General features: G+C 32.2%; 24 protein-coding genes. 21 read left to right on the top strand and 3 right to left on the bottom strand.

The window, feature by feature from the left end:
• The first annotated feature begins 328 nt into the window (after positions 1-328).
• The 11 genes from miaB (at position 329) to BHF71_RS01915 (ending at position 14,118) form a co-directional block, all read left to right on the top strand.
• The gene (gene miaB / locus BHF71_RS01965; RefSeq protein WP_069655995.1) at positions 329-1,774 is read left to right on the top strand and encodes a tRNA (N6-isopentenyl adenosine(37)-C2)-methylthiotransferase MiaB; all 1,446 of its coding nucleotides are present in this window, start codon (positions 329-331) and stop codon (positions 1,772-1,774) included.
• Positions 1,775-1,912: 138 nt separating this feature from the next.
• The gene (gene cotE / locus BHF71_RS01960; RefSeq protein ID WP_069655994.1) at positions 1,913-2,485 is read left to right on the top strand and encodes an outer spore coat protein CotE; all 573 of its coding nucleotides are present in this window, start codon (positions 1,913-1,915) and stop codon (positions 2,483-2,485) included.
• A gap of 108 nt (positions 2,486-2,593) precedes the next feature.
• Positions 2,594-3,940: a putative amidoligase domain-containing protein gene (locus tag BHF71_RS01955; protein WP_069655993.1), complete on the top strand. Its 1,347-nt coding sequence runs from the start codon at positions 2,594-2,596 to the stop codon at positions 3,938-3,940.
• Between the two features lie 92 nt (positions 3,941-4,032).
• Positions 4,033-6,681 carry a DNA mismatch repair protein MutS gene (gene mutS / locus BHF71_RS01950; RefSeq protein ID WP_069655992.1) on the top strand — a complete coding sequence of 883 codons (2,649 nt, stop codon included), beginning with the start codon at positions 4,033-4,035 and terminating at the stop codon, positions 6,679-6,681.
• A 5-nt stretch (positions 6,682-6,686) separates the two neighbouring features.
• Positions 6,687-8,483 carry a DNA mismatch repair endonuclease MutL gene (mutL, locus tag BHF71_RS01945; protein WP_069655991.1) on the top strand — a complete coding sequence of 599 codons (1,797 nt, stop codon included), beginning with the start codon at positions 6,687-6,689 and terminating at the stop codon, positions 8,481-8,483.
• A 2-nt stretch (positions 8,484-8,485) separates the two neighbouring features.
• The gene (locus BHF71_RS01940; protein ID WP_069655990.1) at positions 8,486-9,274 is read left to right on the top strand and encodes a class I SAM-dependent methyltransferase; all 789 of its coding nucleotides are present in this window, start codon (positions 8,486-8,488) and stop codon (positions 9,272-9,274) included.
• On the top strand, positions 9,271-10,224 hold the full coding sequence (gene miaA, locus BHF71_RS01935) for a tRNA (adenosine(37)-N6)-dimethylallyltransferase MiaA (protein WP_069655989.1): 954 nt from the start codon (positions 9,271-9,273) through the stop codon (positions 10,222-10,224). Before BHF71_RS01940 ends, miaA begins: the two co-directional genes overlap by 4 nt.
• Positions 10,225-10,262: 38 nt before the next feature.
• The gene (gene hfq / locus BHF71_RS01930) at positions 10,263-10,502 is read left to right on the top strand and encodes an RNA chaperone Hfq (protein ID WP_069655988.1); all 240 of its coding nucleotides are present in this window, start codon (positions 10,263-10,265) and stop codon (positions 10,500-10,502) included.
• A 181-nt stretch (positions 10,503-10,683) separates the two neighbouring features.
• Positions 10,684-11,004 (top strand): protease complex subunit PrcB family protein, encoded by a 321-nt coding sequence (locus BHF71_RS01925; protein ID WP_069655987.1) that lies wholly within the window; start codon positions 10,684-10,686, stop codon positions 11,002-11,004.
• A 112-nt stretch (positions 11,005-11,116) separates the two neighbouring features.
• The gene (locus tag BHF71_RS01920; protein ID WP_069655986.1) at positions 11,117-12,976 is read left to right on the top strand and encodes a methyl-accepting chemotaxis protein; all 1,860 of its coding nucleotides are present in this window, start codon (positions 11,117-11,119) and stop codon (positions 12,974-12,976) included.
• Between the two features lie 167 nt (positions 12,977-13,143).
• Positions 13,144-14,118, top strand: a complete 975-nt coding sequence (locus tag BHF71_RS01915) for an AAA family ATPase (RefSeq protein ID WP_069655985.1) — start codon at positions 13,144-13,146, stop codon at positions 14,116-14,118.
• Here BHF71_RS01915 and sfsA read toward each other — a convergent pair.
• Positions 14,101-14,796, bottom strand: a complete 696-nt coding sequence (gene sfsA, locus BHF71_RS01910) for a DNA/RNA nuclease SfsA (RefSeq protein WP_084024087.1) — start codon at positions 14,794-14,796, stop codon at positions 14,101-14,103. The genes BHF71_RS01915 and sfsA overlap by 18 nt on opposite strands.
• A gap of 149 nt (positions 14,797-14,945) precedes the next feature.
• Between sfsA and BHF71_RS01905 the strand changes: the two genes are divergently transcribed.
• The 3 genes from BHF71_RS01905 to glnA all read left to right on the top strand — a co-directional run bounded on the left by BHF71_RS01905 (position 14,946) and on the right by glnA (position 18,220).
• The gene (locus BHF71_RS01905; protein WP_069655984.1) at positions 14,946-16,217 is read left to right on the top strand and encodes a methionine gamma-lyase family protein; all 1,272 of its coding nucleotides are present in this window, start codon (positions 14,946-14,948) and stop codon (positions 16,215-16,217) included.
• A gap of 156 nt (positions 16,218-16,373) precedes the next feature.
• Positions 16,374-16,775, top strand: coding sequence for a MerR family transcriptional regulator (locus BHF71_RS01900; RefSeq protein ID WP_069655983.1), 402 nt, complete (start codon positions 16,374-16,376; stop codon positions 16,773-16,775).
• Positions 16,776-16,885: 110 nt separating this feature from the next.
• Complete coding sequence (gene glnA / locus BHF71_RS01895; RefSeq protein WP_069655982.1) at positions 16,886-18,220, top strand: type I glutamate--ammonia ligase; 1,335 nt, start codon at positions 16,886-16,888, stop codon at positions 18,218-18,220.
• Between the two features lie 43 nt (positions 18,221-18,263).
• On the opposite strand, the gene lexA is transcribed toward glnA, so the two are convergent.
• Positions 18,264-18,878, bottom strand: coding sequence for a transcriptional repressor LexA (lexA, locus tag BHF71_RS01890; RefSeq protein ID WP_069655981.1), 615 nt, complete (start codon positions 18,876-18,878; stop codon positions 18,264-18,266).
• A gap of 180 nt (positions 18,879-19,058) precedes the next feature.
• Between lexA and yneA the strand changes: the two genes are divergently transcribed.
• From yneA to uppS, 7 genes are all read left to right on the top strand, one after another.
• A complete protein-coding gene (yneA, locus tag BHF71_RS01885) occupies positions 19,059-19,331 on the top strand; it encodes a cell division suppressor protein YneA (protein ID WP_069655980.1) in 273 nt (90 codons plus the stop codon).
• Positions 19,332-19,666: 335 nt separating this feature from the next.
• Positions 19,667-21,022 (top strand): aspartate kinase, encoded by a 1,356-nt coding sequence (locus tag BHF71_RS01880; protein ID WP_069655979.1) that lies wholly within the window; start codon positions 19,667-19,669, stop codon positions 21,020-21,022.
• Between the two features lie 117 nt (positions 21,023-21,139).
• Positions 21,140-21,631, top strand: coding sequence for a YajQ family cyclic di-GMP-binding protein (locus BHF71_RS01875; RefSeq protein WP_069655978.1), 492 nt, complete (start codon positions 21,140-21,142; stop codon positions 21,629-21,631).
• A 70-nt stretch (positions 21,632-21,701) separates the two neighbouring features.
• The gene (locus BHF71_RS01870) at positions 21,702-21,905 is read left to right on the top strand and encodes a hypothetical protein (RefSeq protein WP_069655977.1); all 204 of its coding nucleotides are present in this window, start codon (positions 21,702-21,704) and stop codon (positions 21,903-21,905) included.
• 54 nt (positions 21,906-21,959) lie between these two features.
• Positions 21,960-22,190, top strand: a complete 231-nt coding sequence (locus BHF71_RS01865) for a DUF896 domain-containing protein (RefSeq protein WP_069655976.1) — start codon at positions 21,960-21,962, stop codon at positions 22,188-22,190.
• A 119-nt stretch (positions 22,191-22,309) separates the two neighbouring features.
• Positions 22,310-22,567 carry a DUF2164 domain-containing protein gene (locus BHF71_RS01860; protein ID WP_069655996.1) on the top strand — a complete coding sequence of 86 codons (258 nt, stop codon included), beginning with the start codon at positions 22,310-22,312 and terminating at the stop codon, positions 22,565-22,567.
• A gap of 303 nt (positions 22,568-22,870) precedes the next feature.
• A complete protein-coding gene (gene uppS / locus BHF71_RS01855) occupies positions 22,871-23,539 on the top strand; it encodes a polyprenyl diphosphate synthase (protein ID WP_084024095.1) in 669 nt (222 codons plus the stop codon).
• A gap of 67 nt (positions 23,540-23,606) precedes the next feature.
• On the opposite strand, the gene BHF71_RS01850 is transcribed toward uppS, so the two are convergent.
• Complete coding sequence (locus BHF71_RS01850) at positions 23,607-25,598, bottom strand: beta-propeller domain-containing protein (protein WP_069655974.1); 1,992 nt, start codon at positions 25,596-25,598, stop codon at positions 23,607-23,609.
• Positions 25,599-25,624 lie beyond the last annotated feature (26 nt).

The raw sequence follows: 25,624 nt of genomic DNA, 5'->3' as shown, positions 1-25,624 counted from the left end.
TAAGCTCTTGTTGTTAATTTTTTAACGTATTTGTCTTGCTTCATTTCTTCTACTTTTTGTTGTAATTTTACAGAATTGATAGGAGCTATCCATTTACCAAATGACGAAAATAGTGTATCCTTGTCCATAAGCATGGTCCTTTATATTGGATTTGGACAGGGAGCACCTGTACTTCCATTATAAAGGATTTTTTTATGAACTAGTGATTATTAGAAATATTCTGACTACATTAATGCAACGCTAGTGATTAAAAAGTGCTTTTAATAATATTTTTTAATATTTGTAAGACTATATACTTAGATGTCGTAATACATGAAGAGGTGATTAGATGTCTAAATTAGACGTTAACGATAAACCATTTATTACCCCAAGTATTAAAGAAGCAAAGAGAAGGGGAAAAGCAGAAGTCAAAGTTATTACTTTTGACCAAATTCCAGAGGATATGCGTACTGTTGGTGTTGGAAAGTATTATTTAATAAGAACTTACGGATGCCAAATGAATTTAAATGATTCTGAAACAATGGCAGGTATATTAGAAGCTATGGGTTACCAAGCTACTGAAGACGAAAAGCAAGCCGATATAATCCTGTTTAATACCTGCGCAGTTCGTGAAAATGCTGAGGATAAGGTTTTTGGTGAATTAGGACGCTTAAAATATTTAAAATTGGAAAAGCCTAACTTAATTTTAGGTGTGGCGGGTTGTATGTCCCAAGAAGAAAAAGTCGTTAGTACGATTCTCAAATCCTATCATCATATTGATCTAATATTTGGTACCCATAATATTCATAGGTTACCCACATTACTTAGAGATGCGTTATTTAATAAGGAAATGGTAGTAGAGGTATGGTCTACAGAGGGTGACATCATTGAACGAATGCCGAAGGTTAGAAGTGACGGGTTAAAAGCGTGGGTTAACATCATGTACGGCTGTGATAAATTCTGTACTTATTGTATCGTTCCTTACACTAGAGGTAAAGAACGTAGTCGCAGGCCTGAAGATATAATCAATGAAGTTCGTGAGTTAGCTCGTCAAGGCTATAAAGAGGTAACGCTATTAGGACAGAATGTTAATGCTTATGGTAAAGACTTGGATATTGATTATGGATTTGGGGATTTGTTAGATGATTTAAGGAAGATAGATATTCCAAGGATTCGATTTACTACCAGTCATCCTAGAGATTTTGATGATCATTTAATTGAAGTGTTAGCCAATAAAGGAAATTTAGTTGAGCATATCCATTTACCAGTTCAGTCTGGAAATTCAGAAGTATTAAAGAAAATGGCTAGGAAATATACTAGGGAACAGTATTTAGAATTGGTTAATAAGATAAAGAGAGCGATTCCTGATGTAGTCCTTACTACAGATATAATAGTTGGATTCCCCGGTGAAACTGAGGAGCAGTTTAAAGATACCCTATCTTTAGTAGAGGAAGTTGGCTTTGATTCCGCATTTACTTTTATCTATTCTCCAAGGGAAGGTACCCCTGCAGCAATAATGGAGGATGATATTTCTGAAGAGACCAAGAAAGAACGACTTCAACGTTTAATGGATCTACAAAATAGGATAAGTAGAGAGAAGAATGAACAACTTCGAGGAAAAATTGTTGAAGTATTGGTTGAAGGAGAAAGTAAAAATAATCCTGAAATATTATCCGGTAGAACTAGAACAAATAAACTGGTTAATTTTAAAGGTGATAAGAGCTTAATAGGTAAATTAGTAAATGTTAAAATAACTGAACCTAAAACTTGGACCTTAAAGGGAGAAGTTGTTTAATTGTAACACTATTTTAATAATTAGCATAGAATTTAATATAAATAGTCGATAGCCTACAGATATTTCTGTAGGTTTTTTTTCACCATAGACATTTGCCTTGCATAATATTAATTGAGAATCGAATGAGGAGGGTACGAAATGTTCCATACAGATAAAGACCTGCAATCTAGAGAGATTATCACAAAAGCGGTCTGTGGTAAGGGACGGAAGTTTTCAAAGGCAACTCATACAATATCATTACCGAATAAACCAAATAATATTTTAGGAAGCTGGGCAATAAATCATACTTTTGATGCAGAAAAAGTTGGTGATGTAATAGAAGTAATAGGTACCTACGATATTAACATATGGTATTCATATGCTAATAATACGAAAACAACCGTAGAAACTGAAACTATTTCATATGTTGAACAAGTGCCATTATCTTATTTAGATGGTAATTGTTCAAAAAGTAATTTAGAAGTAATTGCTACAGCAACTGAAGCTCCAACTTGCACAGATGCTAAAATTTCCGAAAATGGTGATTCAGTTATTGTCGAAGTAGAAAAAGAATTTCTAGTAGAAGTAATCGGAGAAACCAAGGTATGTGTTGTTATTAGTTCACATGGTTGTGATGATGAGGAAAAAGGACTATTGCTAGAGGAAGCAGATATTGATTCTGATGATTCTGAAGACTTAGATCCATCTTTTATTATCGATGACCTAGACTAAAAATTAGTGAAAAAAGAGTAGGGAATACGCCTTCTCTTTTTTCACTATATGTCGTATTTTCGAATATGATAATGTGAAGCTATCCCTAATAAAAACGGGGGAAACTGCATGACGACATCTAGATTCTATGATAATCAATTAAATAATTTTAATTCTCCAATAGATATGCCTTTTGTAATAAATAAGAATGCAAAGAAAATATCAGATAAGAATGAATTAATTAATCAATTAAGAATTCTTAATTTACATGGGGTTAATACCCCGTTGATAAAAAACACTAATCAAGTAAAAAAGATAAAATTTCAAAGGATCTATTATTTACCGGTATTTCAGCAGAGGGTTCTAGGATTTTTTAAATTAGTAAGTAGTAATAAAGAAAGCTGGACTAACACAACGGTACTAAGAGATAAAAATAAAGGATATTTGAAAGAAGTTAGTCATCTGCAAAGTAAAAGAGAAGAAAGACGAGTTAAAAAAGAAGCAGTAAGAGCCACTTATGCTCTAAATCTTGATTACGCAGTTGTAAAAATAGGTGTAACTATCGGAGCTAAAGCATGGGTCATTTATGTAAATCCTTATCCTAAACATAATAGTAAAATCAATGCATTGTTAGAAAAAGCTGAAGAAGATTTTATTGCAAAATGGGATCGTGTATCTCAAAATTTTAAAAAAAATGTGGTACTTGGCGCTGATCCGGAATTCGTTTTGCAAGACAAAAACGGTAATTTGATTTTAGCCTCAACCTATTTACCAAAAAGAGGAATGGTTGGATGTGATTATATTTGGACTAATCGTGATAGAACCCAACTACCACTGGCAGAGTTAAGGCCTGCTCCCGCAAATGATGTTAGGAAACTAGTTATTAACTTGTATAAAAGCATGTTACTTGGAACGAAGAAAATATCAAACCGAGAATTAAAATGGTTAGCTGGAGCAATGCCAATTAAGGGATATCCGTTGGGTGGGCATATTCATTTTAGTAATCTTTGGTTAAATTCCTTTTTACTTAGGGCTTTGGATAATTACCTTACTTTAACTATAACATTATTAGAAGACAAAAATGGGATAGCTCGAAGGCCTAAATATGGATTTTTGGGAGACTACCGTTTAAAAAGTCATAATGGCTTTGAGTATAGAACATTACCTAGTTGGTTGGTTTCACCTACTATTACTAAAGGTGTATTAGCATTAGCTAAATTAATTGCTGAAAACTATTTCTATTTATATCAGAATCCATTAAAGGATGTTAATATCCAGATAGCTTATTATACAGGAAACAAAGAAGTCTTAAGACCTATTGTTAAAGAATTATGGCAGGAGCTAAAACAGTTAAAAGATTTTTCACTGTATGAAAAGTATTTAATACCATTAGAAAATCTAATTGAAAAAGGGTTTACTTGGGACGAAACTAAAGATATCAGACGACTATGGTTGTTACCTCCTTTTGGGCGATAATCATTTTCCCAATATTCGATTCATTAAATTGCAGATTTAGATATGTTATAATGTAAAGATGAAATCTAATTGGGTATTGTGGAGGATGAACGATGGCTAAATATACACCAATGATTCAACAATATTTAACCATTAAACAAGACTATCAAGATGCTTTTTTATTTTTTCGACTAGGTGACTTTTATGAAATGTTTTTTGAAGATGCGAAGTTAGCATCAAAAATATTAGAGATAACTCTTACAGGTAGGGATGGTGGAACCGATGATCGAATTCCAATGTGTGGTATTCCGTACCATTCTGCCGATACATATATATCTAAATTAATCGATCAAGGATATAAGGTTGCAATTTGTGAACAAGTCGAAGACCCAAAAGCTGCAAAAGGTGTAGTTAAACGGGAGGTAGTTCGTGTTATCACTCCTGGAACATTGATGGAAGGAAAAGTAATCGATAGTAAAGGGAATAACTATATCGGATCGGTAATTGAAATTGATGGGAGAATAGGATTGTCCGTTTCTGATATAACGACTGGAGAATTTTATGCCACTGATTCCTTTGAGGAAATTGATGATTTAATGAATGAGCTAAATCAGTATCAACCTACAGAGCTAGTAATTGAAAAAAATACTTTTGAGAACTATAAATCTTCATTTAATCAAATTGATACCACAGTAACTGTTATAGAAGAGGATTCCTTTTATTCTGAAAAAAATTATTATCAAATAATAAAAGACCAGTTCTCAGATTTAGACTTAAAATCACTTTCAAGAGTACTCATGATTAGTTCTGGACAATTACTTAGTTATTTACATAAGACACAACAGAAAAAACTGGAACATTTTAATCAATTGCAATTATATGATTCTAAAAAATTTATGACACTAGACCAATTTTCAAAGAGAAATCTTGAATTGATTCAAACATCTAGAGATCAAAACAAAAAAGGCTCGTTATTATGGTTATTAGACCAAACAGAAACGGCTATGGGTAGTCGCTTACTTAGAAGATGGCTAGAAAAACCATTACTCTCCATAAATGCGATTGAAGAAAGGTTAGCTATTGTAGAAGAACTATTTAATGATTCTTTGTTAGCAGCAGATCTTAGTGATCAATTATCTCAAATATATGATATTGAACGATTAATATCAAAGGTCACCTATGGTAATGCTACACCAAGGGATTTGTATAATTTACGAAAGAGTTTAGAGAGAGTGCCAGACATTTATCAATTAATAAACGAAAGTAAAACTAGTTATATCAAAAAATTGGTTAGTAAGATTGATTTATGTCAAGATATTGCTGCGTTAATCGAACAATCTATTCAAGATGATCCTCCAATATCTTCTAAAGATGGAGGGGTCATTAAACGAGGATACGATAAAAAATTGGATTCTTATTATTTAGCTAGCACCGAAGGTAAAGAATGGTTACAGAATTTAGAGCGCAGAGAACGGGAATTAACAGGAATAAAATCTTTAAAAGTCGGTTTTAATAAAGTTTTTGGATATTATATTGAGGTTACAAAATCTAATTTATCTCAAGTTCCCGGTGATAGATATATTCGTAAACAAACATTGGCAAATTCAGAAAGGTATATTACCGAAGAATTAAAGGCAAAAGAAGCGATCATTTTAGAAGCAGAAGAAAAAATGCTAGATTTAGAGTATAAAATATTTACTACCATAAGGGAAAAAATTGCTACTCAAAATAAACGTTTACAGAGTTTAGCCCATGATTTAGCGATGATTGACGTGCTATTATCCTTTGCAAAGATTAGTAGTAAATATGGTTATGTAAAGCCAAATATAAATCAAGAAGGAAAGCTTCAAATCGAAGAAGGTCGTCATCCGGTTATAGAAGCTGTTCAAAATGGACAACCCTTTATTCCTAACGATACCTTTTTGGATCAAGAATATGACCAAATATTGCTGATTACTGGACCAAATATGGCTGGTAAAAGTACTTATATGCGACAAGTTGCTCTAATCGTTATTATGGCACAAATAGGATGTTTTGTTCCAGCTAAAATGGCCAATATTGGTATAACTGATCGCATCTTTACTAGAATCGGAGCAGGTGATGACCTGACCAGTGGACAAAGTACCTTTATGGTGGAAATGCTTGAGACCAAACAAGCAATAACTCAAGCAACAAGTAATAGTTTAATTCTATTAGATGAAATCGGCAGAGGAACTTCAACTTATGATGGTATGGCATTAGCACAGGCAATTATTCAATATATTCATGATCATGTTAAAGCCAAAACTTTATTTTCTACCCATTATCATGAGTTAACGAGTATAACCAATGACTTTCCACGTATGAAGAACATCCATGTTAGTGTGATTGAAAAGGATGGAAAGGTGATATTTCTTCATAAAATTAAAGAAGGTAAAGCTGATAAAAGTTATGGAATCCACGTTGCGGAATTAGCTGGAATGCCCCATGAGGTTGTTGAGAGTGCAAAAAAAATACTTAAAGAACTAGAATCTAAAAATATTATTAATAATACTGATAATATCCAAAAAAAAGTTCAAGGTTTTTCAGATGATATTGCACAGGGCAATCTTCAATTAGAATTATTTAACAATTCTTCTAGCACAAAACAAAATCTTGAAGATAGTGAAGAAAAGCTATATAAGAAAATTGCTAATGAAATTAAAGCATTAGATTTATTAAATCTAACACCTATGGAAGGTTTTCAATTCTTATATGATATTCAGAAACGGTTAAGGAAGTGAATGGCTTGGGCAAGATTAATCTCCTTGATGATCAGATTGCAAATCAAATAGCGGCCGGAGAAGTAGTGGAACGTCCTGCGTCAATCGTCAAAGAATTAGTGGAAAATAGTATTGATGCAGGTAGTACTAAGATTGAAATTGAGATTAGGGAAGGAGGTTTGACCTCCATAAAAGTTAAAGACAATGGCGAAGGAATAGCTGAAGATGATGTTGAAAAAGCTTTTTTCAGACACGCTACAAGCAAATTAAAGGACAGTAAAGACTTATTTAGAATTAAGACCCTAGGTTTTAGAGGTGAGGCTCTACCAAGTATTGCTGCAGTTTCTAGTTTAACTCTAAAAACTTCTGCTAATAACTATGGAAGAGGAATAGAAGTAAAATTGGAAGGTGGGAAACTGTTTGAAAAGAAAGAAATTGCCTTTGTAAAAGGAACGGAGATCATCGTAGAGAATGTTTTTTATAATACACCCGCTAGACTTAAATATATGAAGTCACTTCAAACCGAGTTGGGACATATTATCGATTACGTTAATCGTTTGAGTTTGGCCTATCCAAATATCGCTATTTCTTTAGTTCATAATGGCCGTTTAATTTTAAGAACAACTGGCAATGGTAAAGTAGATCATGTTCTAGGAGCGATATATGGTACGTCAGTTGCCAAAAAGATGATTGAAGTAAAAGGTGAAAATCTTGATTTTAAACTTTCAGGTTTTATTTCCAAACCAGAACTAACAAGGGCTAATAAGAATCATATAACTATTTTTGTAAATGGAAGATATATTAAAAACTATTTGTTAAACCAAGCATTAATTAGGGGATATAAAACATCATTAATGGTTAACCGTTTCCCGATAGCGGTATTACATCTTAGTATGGATCCAACATTGGTAGATGTAAATGTTCATCCTGCCAAACTTGAAGCTAGATTTAGTAAGGAGTCTGAGTTAATTAAATTTATCGAACAAGCAATCGATAAGACATTAAATCGCCATACTTTCATCCCTGAACCGATTAAAGTTCCTAAGCCTGAAATTAAATACCATAAAGCATTTCAATCTGCTTTTGATTTAACAATCGATTATCAGGATAAGGTAGATGACACTCAAAGAGAATTACCAAAAGTTAAGGAAAATAAAGTGACATTGTCGTCTAAGAATGAAAGTGAAGAAAATCAAAATGATAATATAGACGACAATCTTGATCAATCCTTGCATGAAGTTAAGTTCCCGCCATTAGAACCGATTGGTCAATTCCAAGGAACATATATTATTGCTCAAAATGATGAGGGATTATACTTGATAGATCAACATGCCGCCCATGAAAGGATTTATTACGAAAAGAATTTGGCATTATTAAATGATGAAATCATTGCTAGTCAAGAGTTATTAGTTCCAATAACAATCGATTATTCAAAGTCAGAAATTGAACAAATCCTTTCAAAAATTGAAATAATAAGAGATAGCGGGTTTGAGATTGAATTATTTGGTCAACAAACACTGATAATAAGATCTATTCCTAAATGGATACCTGATGGACAAGAAAAGGATTTTATTGAAAAAATTATTCAGATGGTTTTACAAAAAGATGAAGTGGTATTAGAAGAATTAAGAAAAGAATTAATTGCTAATACTTCCTGTAAAACGTCAATAAAGGCTAATCAATTTCTAACCAAGAGGGAAATGGAAACATTACTTGAACAACTGCGACAGACTGTGAATCCTTTTAATTGTCCCCATGGTAGACCAATAATCATCCATTTTTCAAATTATGATATAAAAAAAATGTTTAAAAGAGTGATATGACAATGATTGTTACAACTTCAAGTAATCCTAATCCAGAAATGTTATTACGTGTTAACGATATTTCGAACCTATTAGGCATTCACTACGTTAAAAGGGGAAAACTTTCAATTGGGCAATTGATGGAAAAATATGCTGTTAATGAGATAATCGTTGTAGAAAAGGAGCACTCAAAATTATACTCCAAAGATTTGAAACAACCTTTTTTCTTTCATCCAAGTATGGCTGTCTTACGTATAAATCGGATTAAACAAGGTGATAATGATTTAATGATTAAAATTTCCAACCTTAAGCCTGGCGATACATTTTTAGATTGTACCCTTGGGCTAGCTTCCGATTCTCTTGTGGCATCATATGTGGTTGGTAAGGAAGGGAAAATAGTAGGAATAGAAAGTCAGCCAATTTTAGCTGCTCTTGTCAAAGATGGCTTGAATAGAGGATGGAAGGATGATCAAGATCTTAATGATGCAATGAAGAGGATTGAAGTTGTAAACGGTAATCATTATGAAGTATTATCTAAATTACCCGAAAATAGTTTTGACGTGGTTTATTTTGATCCAATGTTTCGCAAAGGGATTAAAAGCTCAGCGGCTATTAGTCCATTAAGAACAATAGCTAACCCTGATCCTATTAGTTATGAAGCTGTTATTGAAGCGAAAAGGGTTGCTAAGAAAAAGGTCATATTAAAAGAAAATATTAAGAGTAATGAATTTGAGAGATTAGGATTTGAACGTGTTATTCGTTCATCCTCAACAACATACGGAGTAATAACAATGGGAGAAGAGGACGAATGAAAGAAAAGTTATTAGTAATAGTAGGCCCTACAGCGGTTGGAAAGACTGAACTAAGCATTGATCTTGCTCTTCGGTTTAAAGGGGAAATTATTTCTGGGGATTCTATGCAGGTTTATAAAGGGTTAAATATTGGAACAGCAAAGATCAAACCAGAGGAGATGAGGGGAGTTCCCCATCATTTAATTGATTGTTACTCCCCAGATCATAATTTCTCAGTTGCTGAATTTCAAGAGTTAGCTACGAAAAAAATATCTGAAATAAATAGCAAAGGTAAGTTACCTATCATCGTAGGAGGAACTGGTCTTTACATTAAATCTGTTACTCATCAATACCAATTTTCTACGGCGGATAAGGACGAAGAATATCGTGAAAAATTAATAAAATTTGCAAAAACTCATGGAAATGAAGTTCTACACAAAAAATTAGCTGAAATTGATCCTAAAACTGCTAGCAAACTGCATATAAATGATTTAAAAAGGGTGATTCGCGCCTTAGAGGTCTATCATGCGACTGGTAAAACATTCAGTCAACTTCTAGAAGAGCAAAAATTGGAGACGCCTTATGATCTTCTTATGGTCGGTTTGACTATGGATCGCACTAAACTATACGACCGAATAAATCGTCGTGTAGATAATATGATCGAAGAAGGGTTGATCGAGGAAGTAAAAAAATTATTGGAACTAGGATATGATGAGAGATACAATTCTATGCAAGGAATTGGCTATAAAGAAATTATAAAGTATTTAAGGGGGGAGATAACCTTAGAACAGGCGATTCACCTTATAAAACAGGGGACTCGAAGGTTTGCTAAAAGGCAATTGAGCTGGTTTCGTCAAATGCCTGAGATTCATTGGTTCGATATGACTGATGAGCAACCTGAAGTTAAAGAAAAAAATTTACATAATATTTATGAATTAATTGCAGGAAAGTTTCAATTTATGAAGAATTAAACTATAATGGATTTCGGTGAAAATGGGAGGTTATCGTAATGAAACAGGCTATTAATATTCAAGATACTTTTTTAAATATTGCTAGGAAGGAAAATGTTCCTGTAACTATTTTTCTTACCAATGGTTTTCAATTAAGGGGAGTAATAAGAGGTTTTGATAATTATATTGTTATCCTTGAATCTGAAGGAAAACAACAGATGGTATATAAGCATGCAATTTCCACGTTTGTACCAGCTAAAAATATTAACTTAAATACCGATGCCAAGGATAATGAATAAAGATTTTAGATAAACGATCTCAAAAGGTGCAAATTCTTTGAAATACATAATAATTTATATTAAAAACATTCTTTGCCCTATGGTTAAGAATGTTTTTAATTTTAATGCTAAATTTTTTGTCATGATATCTATCTAATCAATATAATATTTTAAGATAAAATTTAAATAAAGGGTGATAAAGTTGGATTATAAAGTAATCGATTATTCAAAGGCCCCAAAAGAAGTTTTGGATTTCCTAGATAAGAACAAATATTTCGAAAGTCAAAAAATTATCCATGCTGATGACAAGACATACGTAATAATAACTAGAGGTCAAAAAAAAACCGGAGGATACGGTCTAAAAGTAATTGGTTTTGAAGAATATGCTGAAATGATATTGATTAAGGTAAAGTACATTGATCCAAGCCCCGATACAATCACCATACAGATGATTACTTATCCATTTATTATTATTGAATTAGAAAAAACTAATCGAGAAATAGTCGTTGAAATAATAAAATGAGATATAATAGAAATTAACTGAAAGTATTAATTTGTAAAAATATTCTTTACAAATAACCGATATGATATTAATCTTTTAATATAACAATTTTTTTACACTCCAGGAGGTTTCTATGAAAAAGCTATTTAAATTTAATAAAACTGATTCTGAAACAAAAAAACAAAAACCTGATAAAAAACGAAAATTTAAGTTGTTCAAATTAGGAAAGTTAAGTTTTAAGAAATTTAAATTTGTTAATCTAGACAATGTAGCAGTAAAGAAGAAAATTATTATTACTTTATCACCCTCACTGGTAGTAACTATTTTGGTCATTTTACTGGTATTTACCCAGTATCAAAATCTTCATCTCTACCAAAATGCACTTGAAGAGTTGAATGATTTAGAGAAGAATATTTATCACATAGGTTGGAAGACTAATGAGCTTTCTCTTTATGAGTCAAAGTATATTGACGTTGACAAAATAGATTCATATACAAAAGAGTTTATGAGTGAAATACATACGGATATTATCGAGTATATTGATGAAATTAATAAAACTATCATGGACAATAAAAGATTTAAGCTAGAATTAAATCAAGCGACTTCTGAAAAAATTGATAAATTTGTTGATTTAACCAACTTAATTAGTAACAAAGTCTCCACATCATTTAATAGTGTCACAAATAAAAAACAAGCCAATGGCGATATGATAGCATCTTATGTTATAAGAGGGCAAATTGATTCTCAAAATAGTCTTGTTTCACCGATGATTACTCAAGGTCTTGAAATAACAGCTTTCTACAAGGAACAGGTTAATGATAAATTGAATGATATTAGAAATAATATTTACTATTTGATAATTTTTACTGGGGTCATCATTTTTATAACTTCAATTTCTGCAGCTAATAGAATAGGTAAAACAATTGCCAATGATATTGAAGAGGTTAATAAAAAGGTTAATCAAATGGCAAATGGTGATTTAAATATTAGTTTTGATAATATAAGCAAAGATGAAATAGGTAGCCTTAAAGAAAATCTATTGTCAATGAAAGATGGTATTATTCAATTAATCCAAAAAATTGATATAAACAAAGATAAGATTGATAATTTTTCTGAGCAATTGTTACAACAAGCGAAGTATTCTGAAAAGTATGCTTCAAAGGTTGCTACCAATATTGAATCTATTTCAGGTAATATCAATGAACAAAATATTTCAATTACTGATCTGACTGCTTCAACAGAGGAATTATCTGCTTCAATTGAAGAAATTTCAGCAAGCATTGAGCTAGTTTCTGGAAATGCTGATATGGTTAATGATTTATCTAATCAAGGATTGGATATGACGAGAAAAATTAGTGATCAAATGGATGAAATCTATACTAACACTAATGAATTAAAAGATTTTTCGAATCAATTGATAGAAAACATCAAGCAGATTACAAGTATTATCAGTAAAATAAACCAAATAGCAGATCAAACTAAGATTCTATCATTAAATGCTACTATCGAAGCAGCACGAGCTGGAGATGCAGGAAAAGGTTTTGCTGTTGTGGCAAAAGAAGTTAGAGATCTAGCATCCGAAACCTCCGATTTATCTGATAAAATAGGAAAGATAATAAAAGATACTGAAGTTTTTGCTCAAAACACGATAAACAGTGTCAACACCAGTTTTAAGGAAGTTGAAGAGGGAATAAAGACAGTAAATGATGCCTCAAGTAAATTTGATGAGATCGTTAGGAATATAACTTCGCTTAATAATCAAATTGATGAGATCGTTGAAGGTATAAGACAAATAAATCGGGCAACTGAAGATAACGTTAATAATATCAATAACATTGCTGGTAATTCTGAGCAGCTCTCACACGTATCTAAAGATGTTCTCGATAACGCTGTTGAGCAGTCTGAAATCGCTAAGTCTTTAAATGATAGTGCTGAAGCATTGAAGCATATAACTGAGGAATTAAATCAATCCGTTGCCAAATTTCGTTTATGATCTTTAAATATTAACATTGTTTTTTACTTAATAACTGGCTTTAAATCTTTTAGATAGGTTTAAGCCAGTTTTTTTGTTAGCTTTTTTAATTTCTCCTATAGGCATTAGCACATTTTTAAAAAAATTTGCGTATATTGTATTACTGAAATAATAATGGGGTGAATCTGATGGGCGAGAAAATAATTAAAATGTCTAATCAACAACATAAGATTCATATTGTTCTTGATCAGAGGAAAAATTTAACCAAACCAAAAGAAGCACCTCATCTTTCTAATAATGATGATATTTCAACGCTAAATCCAGATATACAAGATAAATTTAATAACATAGTTGCGGAATTAAACCGTTTAGTAGGACTAGAAGATATCAAAAAGCTGATTTTTGAAATATTTGCTTTTATTCATATTAGTAGACGTCGTTCGATGATTGGTTTAAAAACTGATTCTCAAGTATTTCATATGATATTTAAAGGAAATCCTGGAACTGGGAAAACTACAGTTGCAAGGATAATGGCAAGAATGTTTTATGAAATGGGGATACTTTCTAAAGGACATTTAGTTGAGGTAGAAAGAGCAGACTTAGTCGGTGAATATATTGGTCATACTGCTCAAAAAACTCGTGAACAGGTAAAAAAAGCGTTAGGTGGTATTTTATTTATAGATGAAGCCTATTCCTTGTATCGTGGTGGTGAAAAAGATTTTGGTAGGGAAAGTATTGATGCATTAGTAAAGGCAATGGAAGATCATAAAAATGATTTTATACTAATTCTAGCCGGATATTCATATGAAATGGAAAGATTTATTCATTCAAATCCTGGGCTTCATTCAAGATTTCCCATTCAGCTAGATTTTGAAGATTATACAGTTGAACAGTTGATGGAGATTGCAGAAGTGATGGTGAAAGAAAGGGATTATATCCTTTCACCATCAGCCAAGCAGAAGCTAAAACAATTAATTCTAGAAGAAAAAGCTAATCCTCTAAGAAGTTTTAGTAATGCAAGATTAGTACGGAATCGAATTGAAAAAGCTATTAGAAATCAGGCTGTACGTTTAATCAGTGAGCATAACCTTTCTAAATCCAAGCAAGCTTTAATGACGATCCAACCTGAAGATTTTTTATACTCTTCAAAGTTTAATTTTTAACCATTTATCAAAATACATTTCATTTTCTGTCACATTGGTTAGACAAATATGGAGTTTTACCCCCTTTTTATAAGCTTCTTTTAACAGGTTGGCAAACTCTGGATCGCGATCTTTACAAGGTGAAAAGATTTCCGCGTCATTTCGCTGTATTACAAAGATTAGATGGCTTTGGATTGAATTTACTGATTGGTATTTAATTAAATTTGTAAGATGTTTTCTTCCTCTTTCAGTTGGAGCGTCAGGAAAACAAGCAACGCCATTATCACATTTATTTACTGATTTAACTTCAATGTAATTTTCAAGATCTTCATTCCTTACAACAAAATCAATTCTTTCGTCTGGCAGAGATACTTCTTTGGCAATTTCACCTATAGAAATGCCGGGAATTTCATTTTTTCTTAGCAATTGGTAGACGAAGTCGTTGGTAATCAATGAATCAATGCAAATTTTAACATTATTATCTTCAACTAAAAATAGGGAATATGCCGTTTTCCTTTTTGGATTGCTTGATGGCTTTAGGTAACAAGTTACTCCAGTTTTTAATATTCCATCAAGACGCCCCGTACTTGGCACATGAACTAGTTCGATTTGCTCTTTGATTTTTACTTCTGCTATGAAACGATTGACTCTTTTAATAAAAGTTGCTTTAGTTAATGGCGGGAAATCAATTTTTATCATTTAACTATTCGCTCCAATTTAGTTTTTTAATCATAATATACAGTATAAATGATTACTTTATTTTTTTATAGCATTTTGGGACAAGTTAACTTATACTAAACTCATGCATAAATTAGTTTTTACATATAATCGAAGGGATGAGTATAGTAATGTATTCATTTTTTAATTTTAATAAGAGTTTTAAAGAGTTGATAGAAATTGTTGAGAATATAATTGCTGATCGTTTGAGTGAAATTGATAAAATAGTCGAATATAATCAAGGAAAAGTGTTAAATGCCTTTTATAAACATCAAGTATCAGATTTTCATCTCAATTCATCTACAGGATATGGGTATGACGACCTTGGAAGAGAAACTTTGGACAAAATCTATGCCGATGTATTTGAAGCTGAAGCTGCTTTAGTTCGTCCTCATATTGTTTCTGGTACACATGCTTTAGCGATTGGATTATTTGGATTATTGCGTCCAGGTGATGAACTATTGTACATCACTGGTTCTCCCTATGATACCTTAGAAGAAGTGATCGGAATACGTGGCCAGGGTATGGGTTCATTAAAAGAATGGGGAGTTAGCTACAATTTCGTACCGCTTAATGAAAATGGTAAAGTTGACTTTGAGCAGGTTTCCAAGAAGATAAATAACCGAACAAAAGTTGTTGCTATCCAAAGATCTAGAGGATATGCATGGCGTCCATCTTTTAGTATCAAAGAAATTAAAGAAATGATCGATTTTGTCAAAGAAATAAAACCAGATGTTATAACCTTTGTGGACAATTGTTATGGTGAGTTCACTCAAAAGCTAGAACCAACAGCAATTGGGGCAGATGTAATAGTTGGGTCACTAATTAAAAATCCTGGTGGTGGAATAGCGAAAACAGGTGGTTATCTTGTTGGCAAAGAAAAATATATTGAAATGATCTCATATCGCCTAACAGCACCAGGAATTGGAGCAGAAGTGGGTTCAACATATGGCCATTTGAAAGATTTTTATCAAGGATTTTTCTTAGCTCCCCATTTTGTTGGTGAAGCTTTAAAAGGCGGGGTGTTTGCTGCAGCGCTATTAGAGAAGCTCGGTTTTGAAACAAATCCTCATTGGACTGAAAGTAGGGATGATATTATCCAAGCGATTAAATTTAATGATCCAGATGCATTACTTGCATTCTTGCAGGGGATTCAAAAGGGATCACCGATAGATTCTCACGTAGTTCCAGAACCTGCACAGCTACCTGGTTACCAAAGCCCGGTGATCATGGCGGCTGGGGTGTTTGTACAAGGTGCAAGTCTTGAATTGTCTGGTGATGCACCTTTTAGAGAACCATATATTGGTTATTTTCAAGGGGGACTTACTTACCAGCATGTAAAATGGGGTATTTTATCGGCATTAGAAAAAATGCTTGAAAAAGGATTAATAAAGAATATCTAAACATACATAAAAATGTCACTTTGGTGGCATTTTTTTTAAGTATACATTATATTTCTAAACTAGACCGAAATCTCATGTAAGAAAATCTAACATATATTTGACAAAAAAATTAACATTGCATATAATGTAATCGTACATTAGTAAGGAGAGATTAAGATGAATGATTTTGAAAGGAGAAATCGTCCACTTTTTCCGATCAGTATAGTTATGGAGCTAACGGAGTTGACTGCAAGACAGATCAGATATTATGAAGAACAACAACTAATCAAACCCGCAAGAACAAAAGGTAAACATCGACTCTTTTCCTTTGCGGATATTGACAGACTTTTAGAGATTAAAAGTTTATTAGATAAAAAGGTTAATTTAGCAGGAATAAAAGAAATCTTCAGAAGACGTGAACTTGAGGAGCAAGAAAAAGCATTGATGAAGCTAAAAAGTAAAGAAAGACAGATCTCTGACTCAGAGTTAAGACGAAAATTAGTTAATGAAGTCTTACATCAGAAATCAAAGTATGCCAATTCACAAATTCAAGGAGATTTATCGCGTTTTTTCCACTAAGAAGGCCGATTTTACTTAAATAATTATTATTTAAAGATAAAAATTTAATCTTTAATTAATTAATTTTAGGTTATACTGATTGAATAAATGTAAAGGAGAGATTAATAAGAATGGGCAAGTATAGTAAAGAAGATATTTTGAGAATAGCTAAGGAGGAAAATGTTAGTTTTATTCGATTAATGTTTACAGATTTGTTGGGAACGATTAAAAATGTTGAGATTCCATTTAGTCAATTGGAAAAAGCCTTGGATAATAAGATAATGTTTGATGGTTCCTCAATTGAAGGTTTTGTTCGTATCGAAGAATCTGATATGTATCTTTATCCTGATTTAGATTCTTGGGTTATCTTCCCTTGGGAACCTGAGAAAGGGAAAGTTGCACGTTTAATATGTGATATTTATATGCCAGATGGTACGCCATTTGCTGGAGATCCAAGGGGTATCCTTAAGAAGGTTTTAAAAGAAGCGGAAGAAATGGGGTTTTCAGCAATGAATGTAGGCCCCGAGCCGGAGTTTTTCTTATTTAAGACTGATGAGAATGGTGAGCCCACACTAAACTTAAATGATAATGGTGCATACTTTGACTTAGCTCCGGTAGACTTAGGTGAAAATTGCCGACGTGATATTGTAATGACGTTAGATAGTATGGGATTTGAAGTGGAAGCTTCTCACCACGAGGTAGCTCCTGGTCAACATGAGATAGATTTTAAATATGCCAACGCTGTTCGTACAGCAGATAATATTCAAACTTTTAAGCTAGTTGTTAAAACAATTGCTCGCAAATATAATTTACATGCTACATTTATGCCAAAACCATTATTTGGAGTTAATGGTTCAGGAATGCATACCCATCTATCTCTATTTAAAGGAAAAGAAAATGCATTTTATGATCCTAACGACCCATTAGGATTATCAGAGACAGCAAAATACTTTACTGCAGGAATTTTAAAACACGCACGTGCATTAACAGCTATTACTAATCCAACGATAAACTCATATAAACGTCTTGTACCTGGTTTTGAAGCTCCTGTTTATGTTGCGTGGTCACCGAAAAATAGAAGTCCATTGATTAGAGTTCCAGCTTCTAGAGGTTTAAGCACTAGAATTGAAGTTCGTCATCCTGACCCATCATCTAACCCTTATTTAGCATTGGCAGTACTATTAAAAGCTGGATTAGATGGTATAAAAACAAAGGCAGAATTACCTGCTCCAATTGACCGTAATATCTACATTATGGATGAAGAAGAAAGAAAGAATAAAGGAATCGTAGATTTACCTGCAAATTTACGAGAAGCAATCCAAGAATTGTTGCAAGATGAAGTAATTTTATCAGCATTAGGTGAACATGCAGTGGAGAACTTTGTAGAAGCAAAAAAAATTGAATGGGATATGTACAGAACACAAGTTCACCACTGGGAGAGAGAACAGTATATGAAGTTTTATTAATAAAACCCCCTCTTAGCTAAATTGCTAAGGGGGGTTCGTATTATTAATGGATCTTTCTAAACACACCAATTACCTTGCCTAAAATTGTTACCTTATTTAGTATTATCGGTTCCATACTTGAATTTTCAGGCTGGAGGCGAAAATAGTTACTTTCTTTATAAAATCTTTTAACGGTTACTTCTCCATCTTCAGTCATGGCCACTACAATTTCACCGTTATTTGCTACGGGTTGCTTGCGAACAATGACGTAATCACCGTCCAAAATCCCCGCTTCAATCATACTATCTCCTTGAACATTAAGCATATAAACTTCATCTTGGTTGACCATATGGGAAGGAAGTGGAAAATAGTCTTCAATATTTTCAACTGCAGTTATGGGTTCTCCTGCTGTTACCTTACCAATGAGAGGGACTTTAACAAGATCATTATTTTGGTCTTGCAAAGAATCATCTAAGATTTCAATTGCTCTTGGTTTCGTAGGATCTCTTCTGATTAGTCCCTTTTTTTCTAATCTGGATAAATGTCCATGAACAGTGGAACTTGATGCTAGACCAACCGCTTCGCCAATTTCTCTTACAGAAGGGGGATAGCCCTTTTCTCTAACGTTCTTTTTAATAAAATCTAAAATAGCCTTTTGTCTAGAAGATAACTTATTCATAGGTCACCTCAAAAAATTAATTTAAAAGTTTGTATTATGTATAAATAACCATCAAATCAGTTGAAATTTTCTTTATTATAACATAATAGATAGAAATACACAAACATTCGTTCGAAAAACTATTGACAGAACTAATGTTCTATTTTATATTATTAATAGAATATATGTTCGGAGGGGTTTATGGTGAAAGTATTTGATGTTTTACTAATAGTTTTAGTGATTGTTTCGTTGAGTTTTGTAGCTCTGGCAAAAGGTAATGAGATTGATGATTTAAAAGAAATCAAATATGTTCCAGTTACTGTTAAAAAAGGAGATTCAATATGGTCTATTGCTAAACGATATTATGACGGTGAGTCAGATTTTAGAGAGTTAATATATAATATTCGAAAATTGAACAAGCTTGACCAAGCGATTATTTATCCCGGGCAAGTATTGCTTATTCCAATTTCTTAGATTATTTTTTGAAATAGCTAGATTTCCTGTACGCTAAGGTAAATCTAGCTTTTTTATGTTGTTAGCATTAAAGTAATCTTTTCCGGGGAAAGCGCAGGATTCAACAAAATGTATCTATTTTTTTAATTATTCCATCATTAAAATACACTTTTCGACTTAATTACAAAACAATAACATCATTATTTTGCAAATTTATAGCGAAAAAATTAATAATTATTAATAATTATTCAAATATTATCTTGATTTCCTAATTAATATGAAAGATAATTTTATTCATAAGTATTAAGATCATAATATTGTTTAAGTAGTTTTTGATTAAAAGGGGAATGTGCTGTATGAAGGTTGCAAAATTTGGCGGTACCTCATTAGCTACAGCTGAACAAATTAGAAAAGTATATGATATCATTAGATCTGACCCTGCCAGGAAAATAATCGTTGTATCCGCTCCAGGTAAAAGGTTCGATGGCGATATTAAAGTTACTGATATGTTGATCGCTTATGCAGAAAAGTACTTAACATTTGGTTCGGCTGAACAGGAATTGAATAGTATTTTGGCAAGATATATAGAGATTGCTCAAGAACTCGCACTTTCCGATGAAGTAATTAATAATCTGACAAAAGGTATTATCGATCACCTTACATCTAGTATTACTGATCGAAATGCATTTATGGATACAGTAAAGGCAACGGGTGAAAAATTTTCTGCTAAACTAGTCGCCTATTATCTTCAAAGTAGGGAGTTTGATGCAATATATGTCGACCCAAATGATGCAGGTCTAGTTGTAAGTAATAAATTTGGAAATGCTTATGTTCTCGAAGAGTCATACCAAAATTTGAACAAGTTAAAAAATACGTCAAAGGTAATTATTTTTCCCGGTTTTTTTGGTTATTCAACTGATGGTACTATTGTAACTTTTCCACGTGGCGGCTCTGACATAACGGGTGCAATCTTGGCTGCTGCTGTTAATGCAGAATATTACGAAAATTTCACCGATGTCGATTCAGTATTTGCTGTAAATCCCCAAATTGTACCTAATCCACAGGGAATAAATGAATTAACTTACAGGGAAATGAGGGAACTTGCCTATGCTGGTTTTACAGTTCTTAATGATGAGGCATTAATGCCAGCTTATCGTGCAAATGTTCCTGTTAATGTAAAGAATACTAATAATCCATCTGCACCCGGCACAAGGATAGTAATTAGTCGTGACGCTACTGATAGGCCAATAATTGGAATAGCAAGTGATTCAGGGTTTTGTAGCATATATGTAAGTAAATACCTGATGAATAGGGAAATAGGATTTGGTAGAAAACTTCTTGAAATATTAGAAGATGAGGGTTTATCATATGAACATATTCCATCCGGTATCGATAATATTTCTGTGATATTAAGGGGAAATCAACTAAATCCAGAAATCGAAAAACGGGTTATCAACCGAATTAAAGAACAATTAAATGTTGAGGATGTGGTAATCGAACGAAATTTAGCGTTAATAATGATCGTCGGAGAAGGTATGAGAAGTACGGTCGGAATTGCATCAAGAGCGACAGAGGCTTTAGCTAAGGCAAGTGTCAACATTGAAATGATAAATCAAGGTTCTTCTAAAGTAAGTATGATGTTTGGAATAAAAGCCATCGATGAAGAAAAGGCTATCAAGGCTTTGTATTTCGAATTTTTTGGAAATGATTAGTTAAATAATATCAAGTTATAACGTATCTCAACTTGAATTTAAACGTCGAGTACTTTATCATATACAACGAGTATACGTTGTTAGAACGTTAGGAATATAAAAAGAGGAGGGAAAGTAATGGCGAAGGAATCATCATTTGATGTCGTTTCAAAAGTAGAACTTCAGGAAGTAGTTAATGCTATTAACCAAGCTAATAAAGAAATTTCACAAAGATACGACTTTAAAAACAGTAAGTCAGAAATAACTTTTGAGAATCAAGAAATTAAGGTAATCTCCGATGATGAATATAAGTTAAATAGTGTGATTGATATTATTAAGTCAAAACTAATCAAAAGAAAAGTTTCAATAAAAAATTTGGATTATGGCAAAATAGAACAGGCAAGCGGTGGACTTGTTCGACAAATAATCAAAATTAAGCAAGGAATTGAAAATGACGTTGCTAAAAAAATCGTAAAAGATATAAAAAGTCTGAAATTGAAGGTTCAAGCTCAAATCAATGGAGACTTAATAAGGGTTTCTGGAAAAAGTAAGGATGACTTACAAAAGATTATTCAATTTTTAAAAGATCAAGATTATGGATTAGAATTACAATTTACTAACTATAGATAAATTTAATAAAAATTATATTACTAAAAAACCTCTCTTTTTGACATACTGTAGGTAAAAGGGAGGTATAAATATGGCACCTAAAATTCCTTGGGATTATTATGATGTACATCAACATTTTTTTCCGCCTGAAGAGTATCAGTTGAGTCGGGTTACGATTGATGAAGTTAGTGGAAAAGAAGAGGTAATCCACTATTCTCGTGCTGAATTTGAATATGACATTCATAACGATGTGTTACCAAACTTTATGTATGGACATATTTCGTCCGCCGATTAAAAATATAGAATTTCTGAAAAAGGATAGCAAAAAGAAAGACAACCGGAGGAAGCGATGAAAAAGGAGAAGATTGACCGTATTAACGAACTAGCAAGAAAAGCAAAAACAGTTGGATTATCGACAGCAGAAAAGGAAGAACAAAATAGACTTCGTCAAGAATATATTCAAGCTTATCGTGAAAGTTTAAGGGCTCAATTACATTCGATAAAGGTAGTCGATAAATTTGGGAATGATCTAACACCTAAAAAGCTGAAAGAGGCAAAATCAAAGAATAATTTCCATTAAATTTATCATTTAATAAAAAGGAAATTAGTTATACATAGAGAAGTAGTCGTAAACTAGCTTCTCTTTTTTTATATTACCTATGAGATAAATGTAATGAGAATAGGAGTGGATATTTGGTAATGATGAATCTCAAACTGAGAAGAGAACATAAGGATGTATTAATCGTTAAACTGCAAGAATATTACCAAACAGAAAGATCAGAAGAAATTGGATCGATTGCAGCTGAAGGCTTTATAGAATTTATGATTAGGGAATTAGGTCCCTATATTTATAATCAAGCTATAAATGATGCTCGAACTTTAATAAATGAAAAAATGCTTTCAATTGAAGATGACTTATATGCTTTAGAAAAGCCAATTAATTTAAGAAAACGTTAAGATTATATGAATGTTTTAAATTAAGGTAAATCATTAGATTTACCTTAATTTATTAATCAATTAGAATGTACATAACTGTGCTTAAAGCAGGTAAGATACCGAAAACGACGATTAAAAACCAGATGAATACTTTTCTAAATAAATGTTTCTTTTTCATGTGATTAATCACCTCGTTAAATTATTTATAGAATTTCATTTATAATTGTAGCATTTATTTAGATTATTAAAAAGTGATGTATAAAATATTATAAATTCTGAAACAATAATTTTATGTAAATTATTGTAGAGGAGTTTATTATGGGTATGAATCAGATTAAGAGAATCCCAAAACATATAGGAATAATACCGGATGGAAATAGAAGATGGGCTAAACAAAATAACTATGAAAAGCACGAAGGTTATTCTCATGGAATACTTCCAGGATTCAAACTATATGAACTAATGCTAGAGTACGGGATAAAAGAGGCAACATTTTATGGATTCACTCAAGATAATACTAAAAGACCTAAGATTGAAACCGAATCTTTTGTTAAAGCGGCTGTTGAAGCGGTTAATACTTTGGCTAATAAAGATGCAAACTTGTTGGTAATAGGAAATACTGCTTCAAAGGTTTTTCCCGAGGAGTTGAAGAAATATGCTAATCGACGTGTTAATTTTGGACGAGGACTAATTAACATTAATTTTTTAGTTAATTATGATTGGAATTGGGATCTACTTCATGCCTTCGTTGCTAAGGATTTACCGAAAACTAAGAAGGTGAATTTACACCACCACATTGCCTCTTCGGATATCTCTAGAATTGATCTTATTATTAGATGGGGTGGTCGAAGAAGGCTAAGCGGTTTTTTACCTGTTCAGTCCGTATACGCTGATTATTATTTTGTAGATGATTATTGGCCAGATTTTAAAGAAGAACATTTTATTGATGCACTAAATTGGTATCAGACAACTGATAGAACTTTAGGAGGTTGATAAAAAACACCTAACAGGAATTTCTCCCATTAGGTGTTTATCTATTTTTCAGTGGAAGGTAATAATGTTAGTATTGCTTCGGCATTGGTATTTCTATACTATTTATCTCCTCAAAACTATCTAATCGATTGGCTTTAATCATACCTTTAGATAACGTATATAATGTATCGTTAATATAAATGATGCGTTCTACAGTTTTATTATAGTTATAGTCGTATAAACCAGCCTTTTTATAATCTGTATCATCGAGATGAGAAATTCTCTTTCTTAATTGAAAGCCGTTTTCTAAATCGATGTTGTAAATGTATGCTCCTTGGAACGAAAATTCTCCATATTGTAACTTGTTATTTTCTTTTTTATCCTTAACTTCCATAACGGTAATAGGGAAAGCCATTAGGTTTTTATCTTTAGAGAATAACAGAGCTTTATGATTGTATAGTAACTCTGAGTACGTTCCTCTATCTCCAATGATTTCTACAAACATTTCTTTCGGGTTATTTACATCAGTAACATCAAACAGTGCAATCTTCATTCCTTGGTAATAAGCCATTGATTGGTTTGATCCATCTTTTCTTGGTAGTTCAATGGTATCTTTTCCGAAACCAATTATATGATTACTATCATATGGGTGGAGATAATCGCTATAACCCGGTATTTTTAGCTTACCAAGTATTTTTGGGAAATAGGGGTCTTTAAGATCAATAACAAATAATGGATCAACGGTTTTGAAAGTTACCATATATGCACGGTCGCCCATAAATCGAACAGAATATATTCTTTCTCCAGGGGCAATGTCCTCAATTTTACCAGCCAACTTTAAATCTTTGTCTAAGATATAAAGGTTGTTTCTAGAGGTGTACTGGTCAGTTCTCCAAACCTCACCGGTAGTAGTTGCAATTCTAAAGAATCCATTATTTTCATCCATTGAAAATTGATTGAGGACTGTTCCAGGAACCTTACCTTCATTAGAAAATTCTACTACCCCATTATTTAGTTTGAATTTATAAATTGATGTAGTTTTTTTAATATAAGGGTTTTTGATAATGAATTTTTTTGATTTTTCAAAATCATATTTAGTTAAAGTTACGTAAAGATTATCTCTGGATGCATAGATATTATTTCCAGATCCTAAAAAGGCGGTGATATTTACTTCTTTTTGGATATCATCTAAATTTATCCCTGCAATTATCAAGTAATTTGTTTCCACAGAGTCTGGGAAATAATGAATTTTGTCATAATCGATATATGATATTTTATCACCATTTAGAGAATCACGGTAAGCTGGTGGAGATACTTCCTGATCAGTTTTAAGGATGCGATAAATATCTAGATATTTATTAGATACCAAATATAGTGATGAATCAATCTTTCTTGATGAGAGATAGTATCCTTCCATTTCGAATTCTCTTAACCTACTTATGTTGTTTTTGTCTTTAATATCATAAACAATTACTTTTAATAGATCTTGCTGAAAGAATGGAGGTTCAATTAAAATTTTAGGTTCAGAATCCTCTTTTAATTCAGGTTCTTCCATTGGAATCATTTTGGAGTAAGAATTACCAATTACCACTAAATATTTGTCATCAACATAGATATCTCTAGGGTAAAATCCCTCTTCAAAATAATCAAGTACACTGACTATTTTCATTTCTTCAGCAGGATAGGCTTTAAAGATTATGACACGATTGTTGTTTACTTGATATACATATTTTCCGTCCGTCTTTATTACATCTGCTTCATCAACACCAGCTACTTGAACGTTTGTTTTAGAGTAATCTCCTTGAGCTGAATCTGCTGAAGATTTTACAGCAACATCTTCATTTGCAGTCATTACTTGAGCAGATTCCATAACTTGTATTGTATATCTTCGTAAATACAGATTTGATTTTTCTAAATCAGCAAGAATTGATTTAAGATTCTTGTAAGAACCAACTACTGGTAGGTCGCCATTTGAATTTATGTCAGCGTTAGAAGTTTTATCCCATGTATTAAAGATAGGGATTAAGGATAAAGTTAGCAGAATGGTGATAATAATAAAATTAACCGTTAATCTTTTCATTGGATTTGACCTCCTAAAATATTATT

The sequence above is a fragment of the Vulcanibacillus modesticaldus genome, from assembly GCF_001730235.1.
GTDB classification, from domain to species: Bacteria; Bacillota; Bacilli; order Tepidibacillales; family Tepidibacillaceae; genus Vulcanibacillus; species Vulcanibacillus modesticaldus.
Note: the sequence above shows the minus strand (reverse complement) of the source record. Positions and strands in the feature narration are given on the sequence as shown.

Bases quoted from the DNA above. Each gene is read 5' to 3' on its own strand.
- mutS (WP_069655992.1), top strand. From the start codon at position 4,033: ATGGCTAAATATACACCAATGATTCAACAATATTTAACCATTAAACAA.
- BHF71_RS01920 (WP_069655986.1), top strand. From the start codon at position 11,117: ATGAAAAAGCTATTTAAATTTAATAAAACTGATTCTGAAACAAAAAAA.
- BHF71_RS01850 (WP_069655974.1), bottom strand. From the start codon at position 25,598: ATGAAAAGATTAACGGTTAATTTTATTATTATCACCATTCTGCTAACT.
- BHF71_RS01900 (WP_069655983.1), top strand. From the start codon at position 16,374: ATGAATGATTTTGAAAGGAGAAATCGTCCACTTTTTCCGATCAGTATA.
- miaA (WP_069655989.1), top strand. From the start codon at position 9,271: ATGAAAGAAAAGTTATTAGTAATAGTAGGCCCTACAGCGGTTGGAAAG.
- cotE (WP_069655994.1), top strand. From the start codon at position 1,913: ATGTTCCATACAGATAAAGACCTGCAATCTAGAGAGATTATCACAAAA.
- miaB (WP_069655995.1), top strand. From the start codon at position 329: ATGTCTAAATTAGACGTTAACGATAAACCATTTATTACCCCAAGTATT.
- BHF71_RS01915 (WP_069655985.1), top strand. From the start codon at position 13,144: ATGGGCGAGAAAATAATTAAAATGTCTAATCAACAACATAAGATTCAT.
- sfsA (WP_084024087.1), bottom strand. From the start codon at position 14,796: ATGATAAAAATTGATTTCCCGCCATTAACTAAAGCAACTTTTATTAAA.
- BHF71_RS01940 (WP_069655990.1), top strand. From the start codon at position 8,486: ATGATTGTTACAACTTCAAGTAATCCTAATCCAGAAATGTTATTACGT.
- uppS (WP_084024095.1), top strand. From the start codon at position 22,871: ATGAATCAGATTAAGAGAATCCCAAAACATATAGGAATAATACCGGAT.
- BHF71_RS01860 (WP_069655996.1), top strand. From the start codon at position 22,310: ATGATGAATCTCAAACTGAGAAGAGAACATAAGGATGTATTAATCGTT.
- yneA (WP_069655980.1), top strand. From the start codon at position 19,059: ATGGTGAAAGTATTTGATGTTTTACTAATAGTTTTAGTGATTGTTTCG.
- BHF71_RS01870 (WP_069655977.1), top strand. From the start codon at position 21,702: ATGGCACCTAAAATTCCTTGGGATTATTATGATGTACATCAACATTTT.
- BHF71_RS01865 (WP_069655976.1), top strand. From the start codon at position 21,960: ATGAAAAAGGAGAAGATTGACCGTATTAACGAACTAGCAAGAAAAGCA.
- BHF71_RS01880 (WP_069655979.1), top strand. From the start codon at position 19,667: ATGAAGGTTGCAAAATTTGGCGGTACCTCATTAGCTACAGCTGAACAA.
- BHF71_RS01955 (WP_069655993.1), top strand. From the start codon at position 2,594: ATGACGACATCTAGATTCTATGATAATCAATTAAATAATTTTAATTCT.
- BHF71_RS01905 (WP_069655984.1), top strand. From the start codon at position 14,946: ATGTATTCATTTTTTAATTTTAATAAGAGTTTTAAAGAGTTGATAGAA.
- hfq (WP_069655988.1), top strand. From the start codon at position 10,263: ATGAAACAGGCTATTAATATTCAAGATACTTTTTTAAATATTGCTAGG.
- lexA (WP_069655981.1), bottom strand. From the start codon at position 18,878: ATGAATAAGTTATCTTCTAGACAAAAGGCTATTTTAGATTTTATTAAA.
- glnA (WP_069655982.1), top strand. From the start codon at position 16,886: ATGGGCAAGTATAGTAAAGAAGATATTTTGAGAATAGCTAAGGAGGAA.
- BHF71_RS01875 (WP_069655978.1), top strand. From the start codon at position 21,140: ATGGCGAAGGAATCATCATTTGATGTCGTTTCAAAAGTAGAACTTCAG.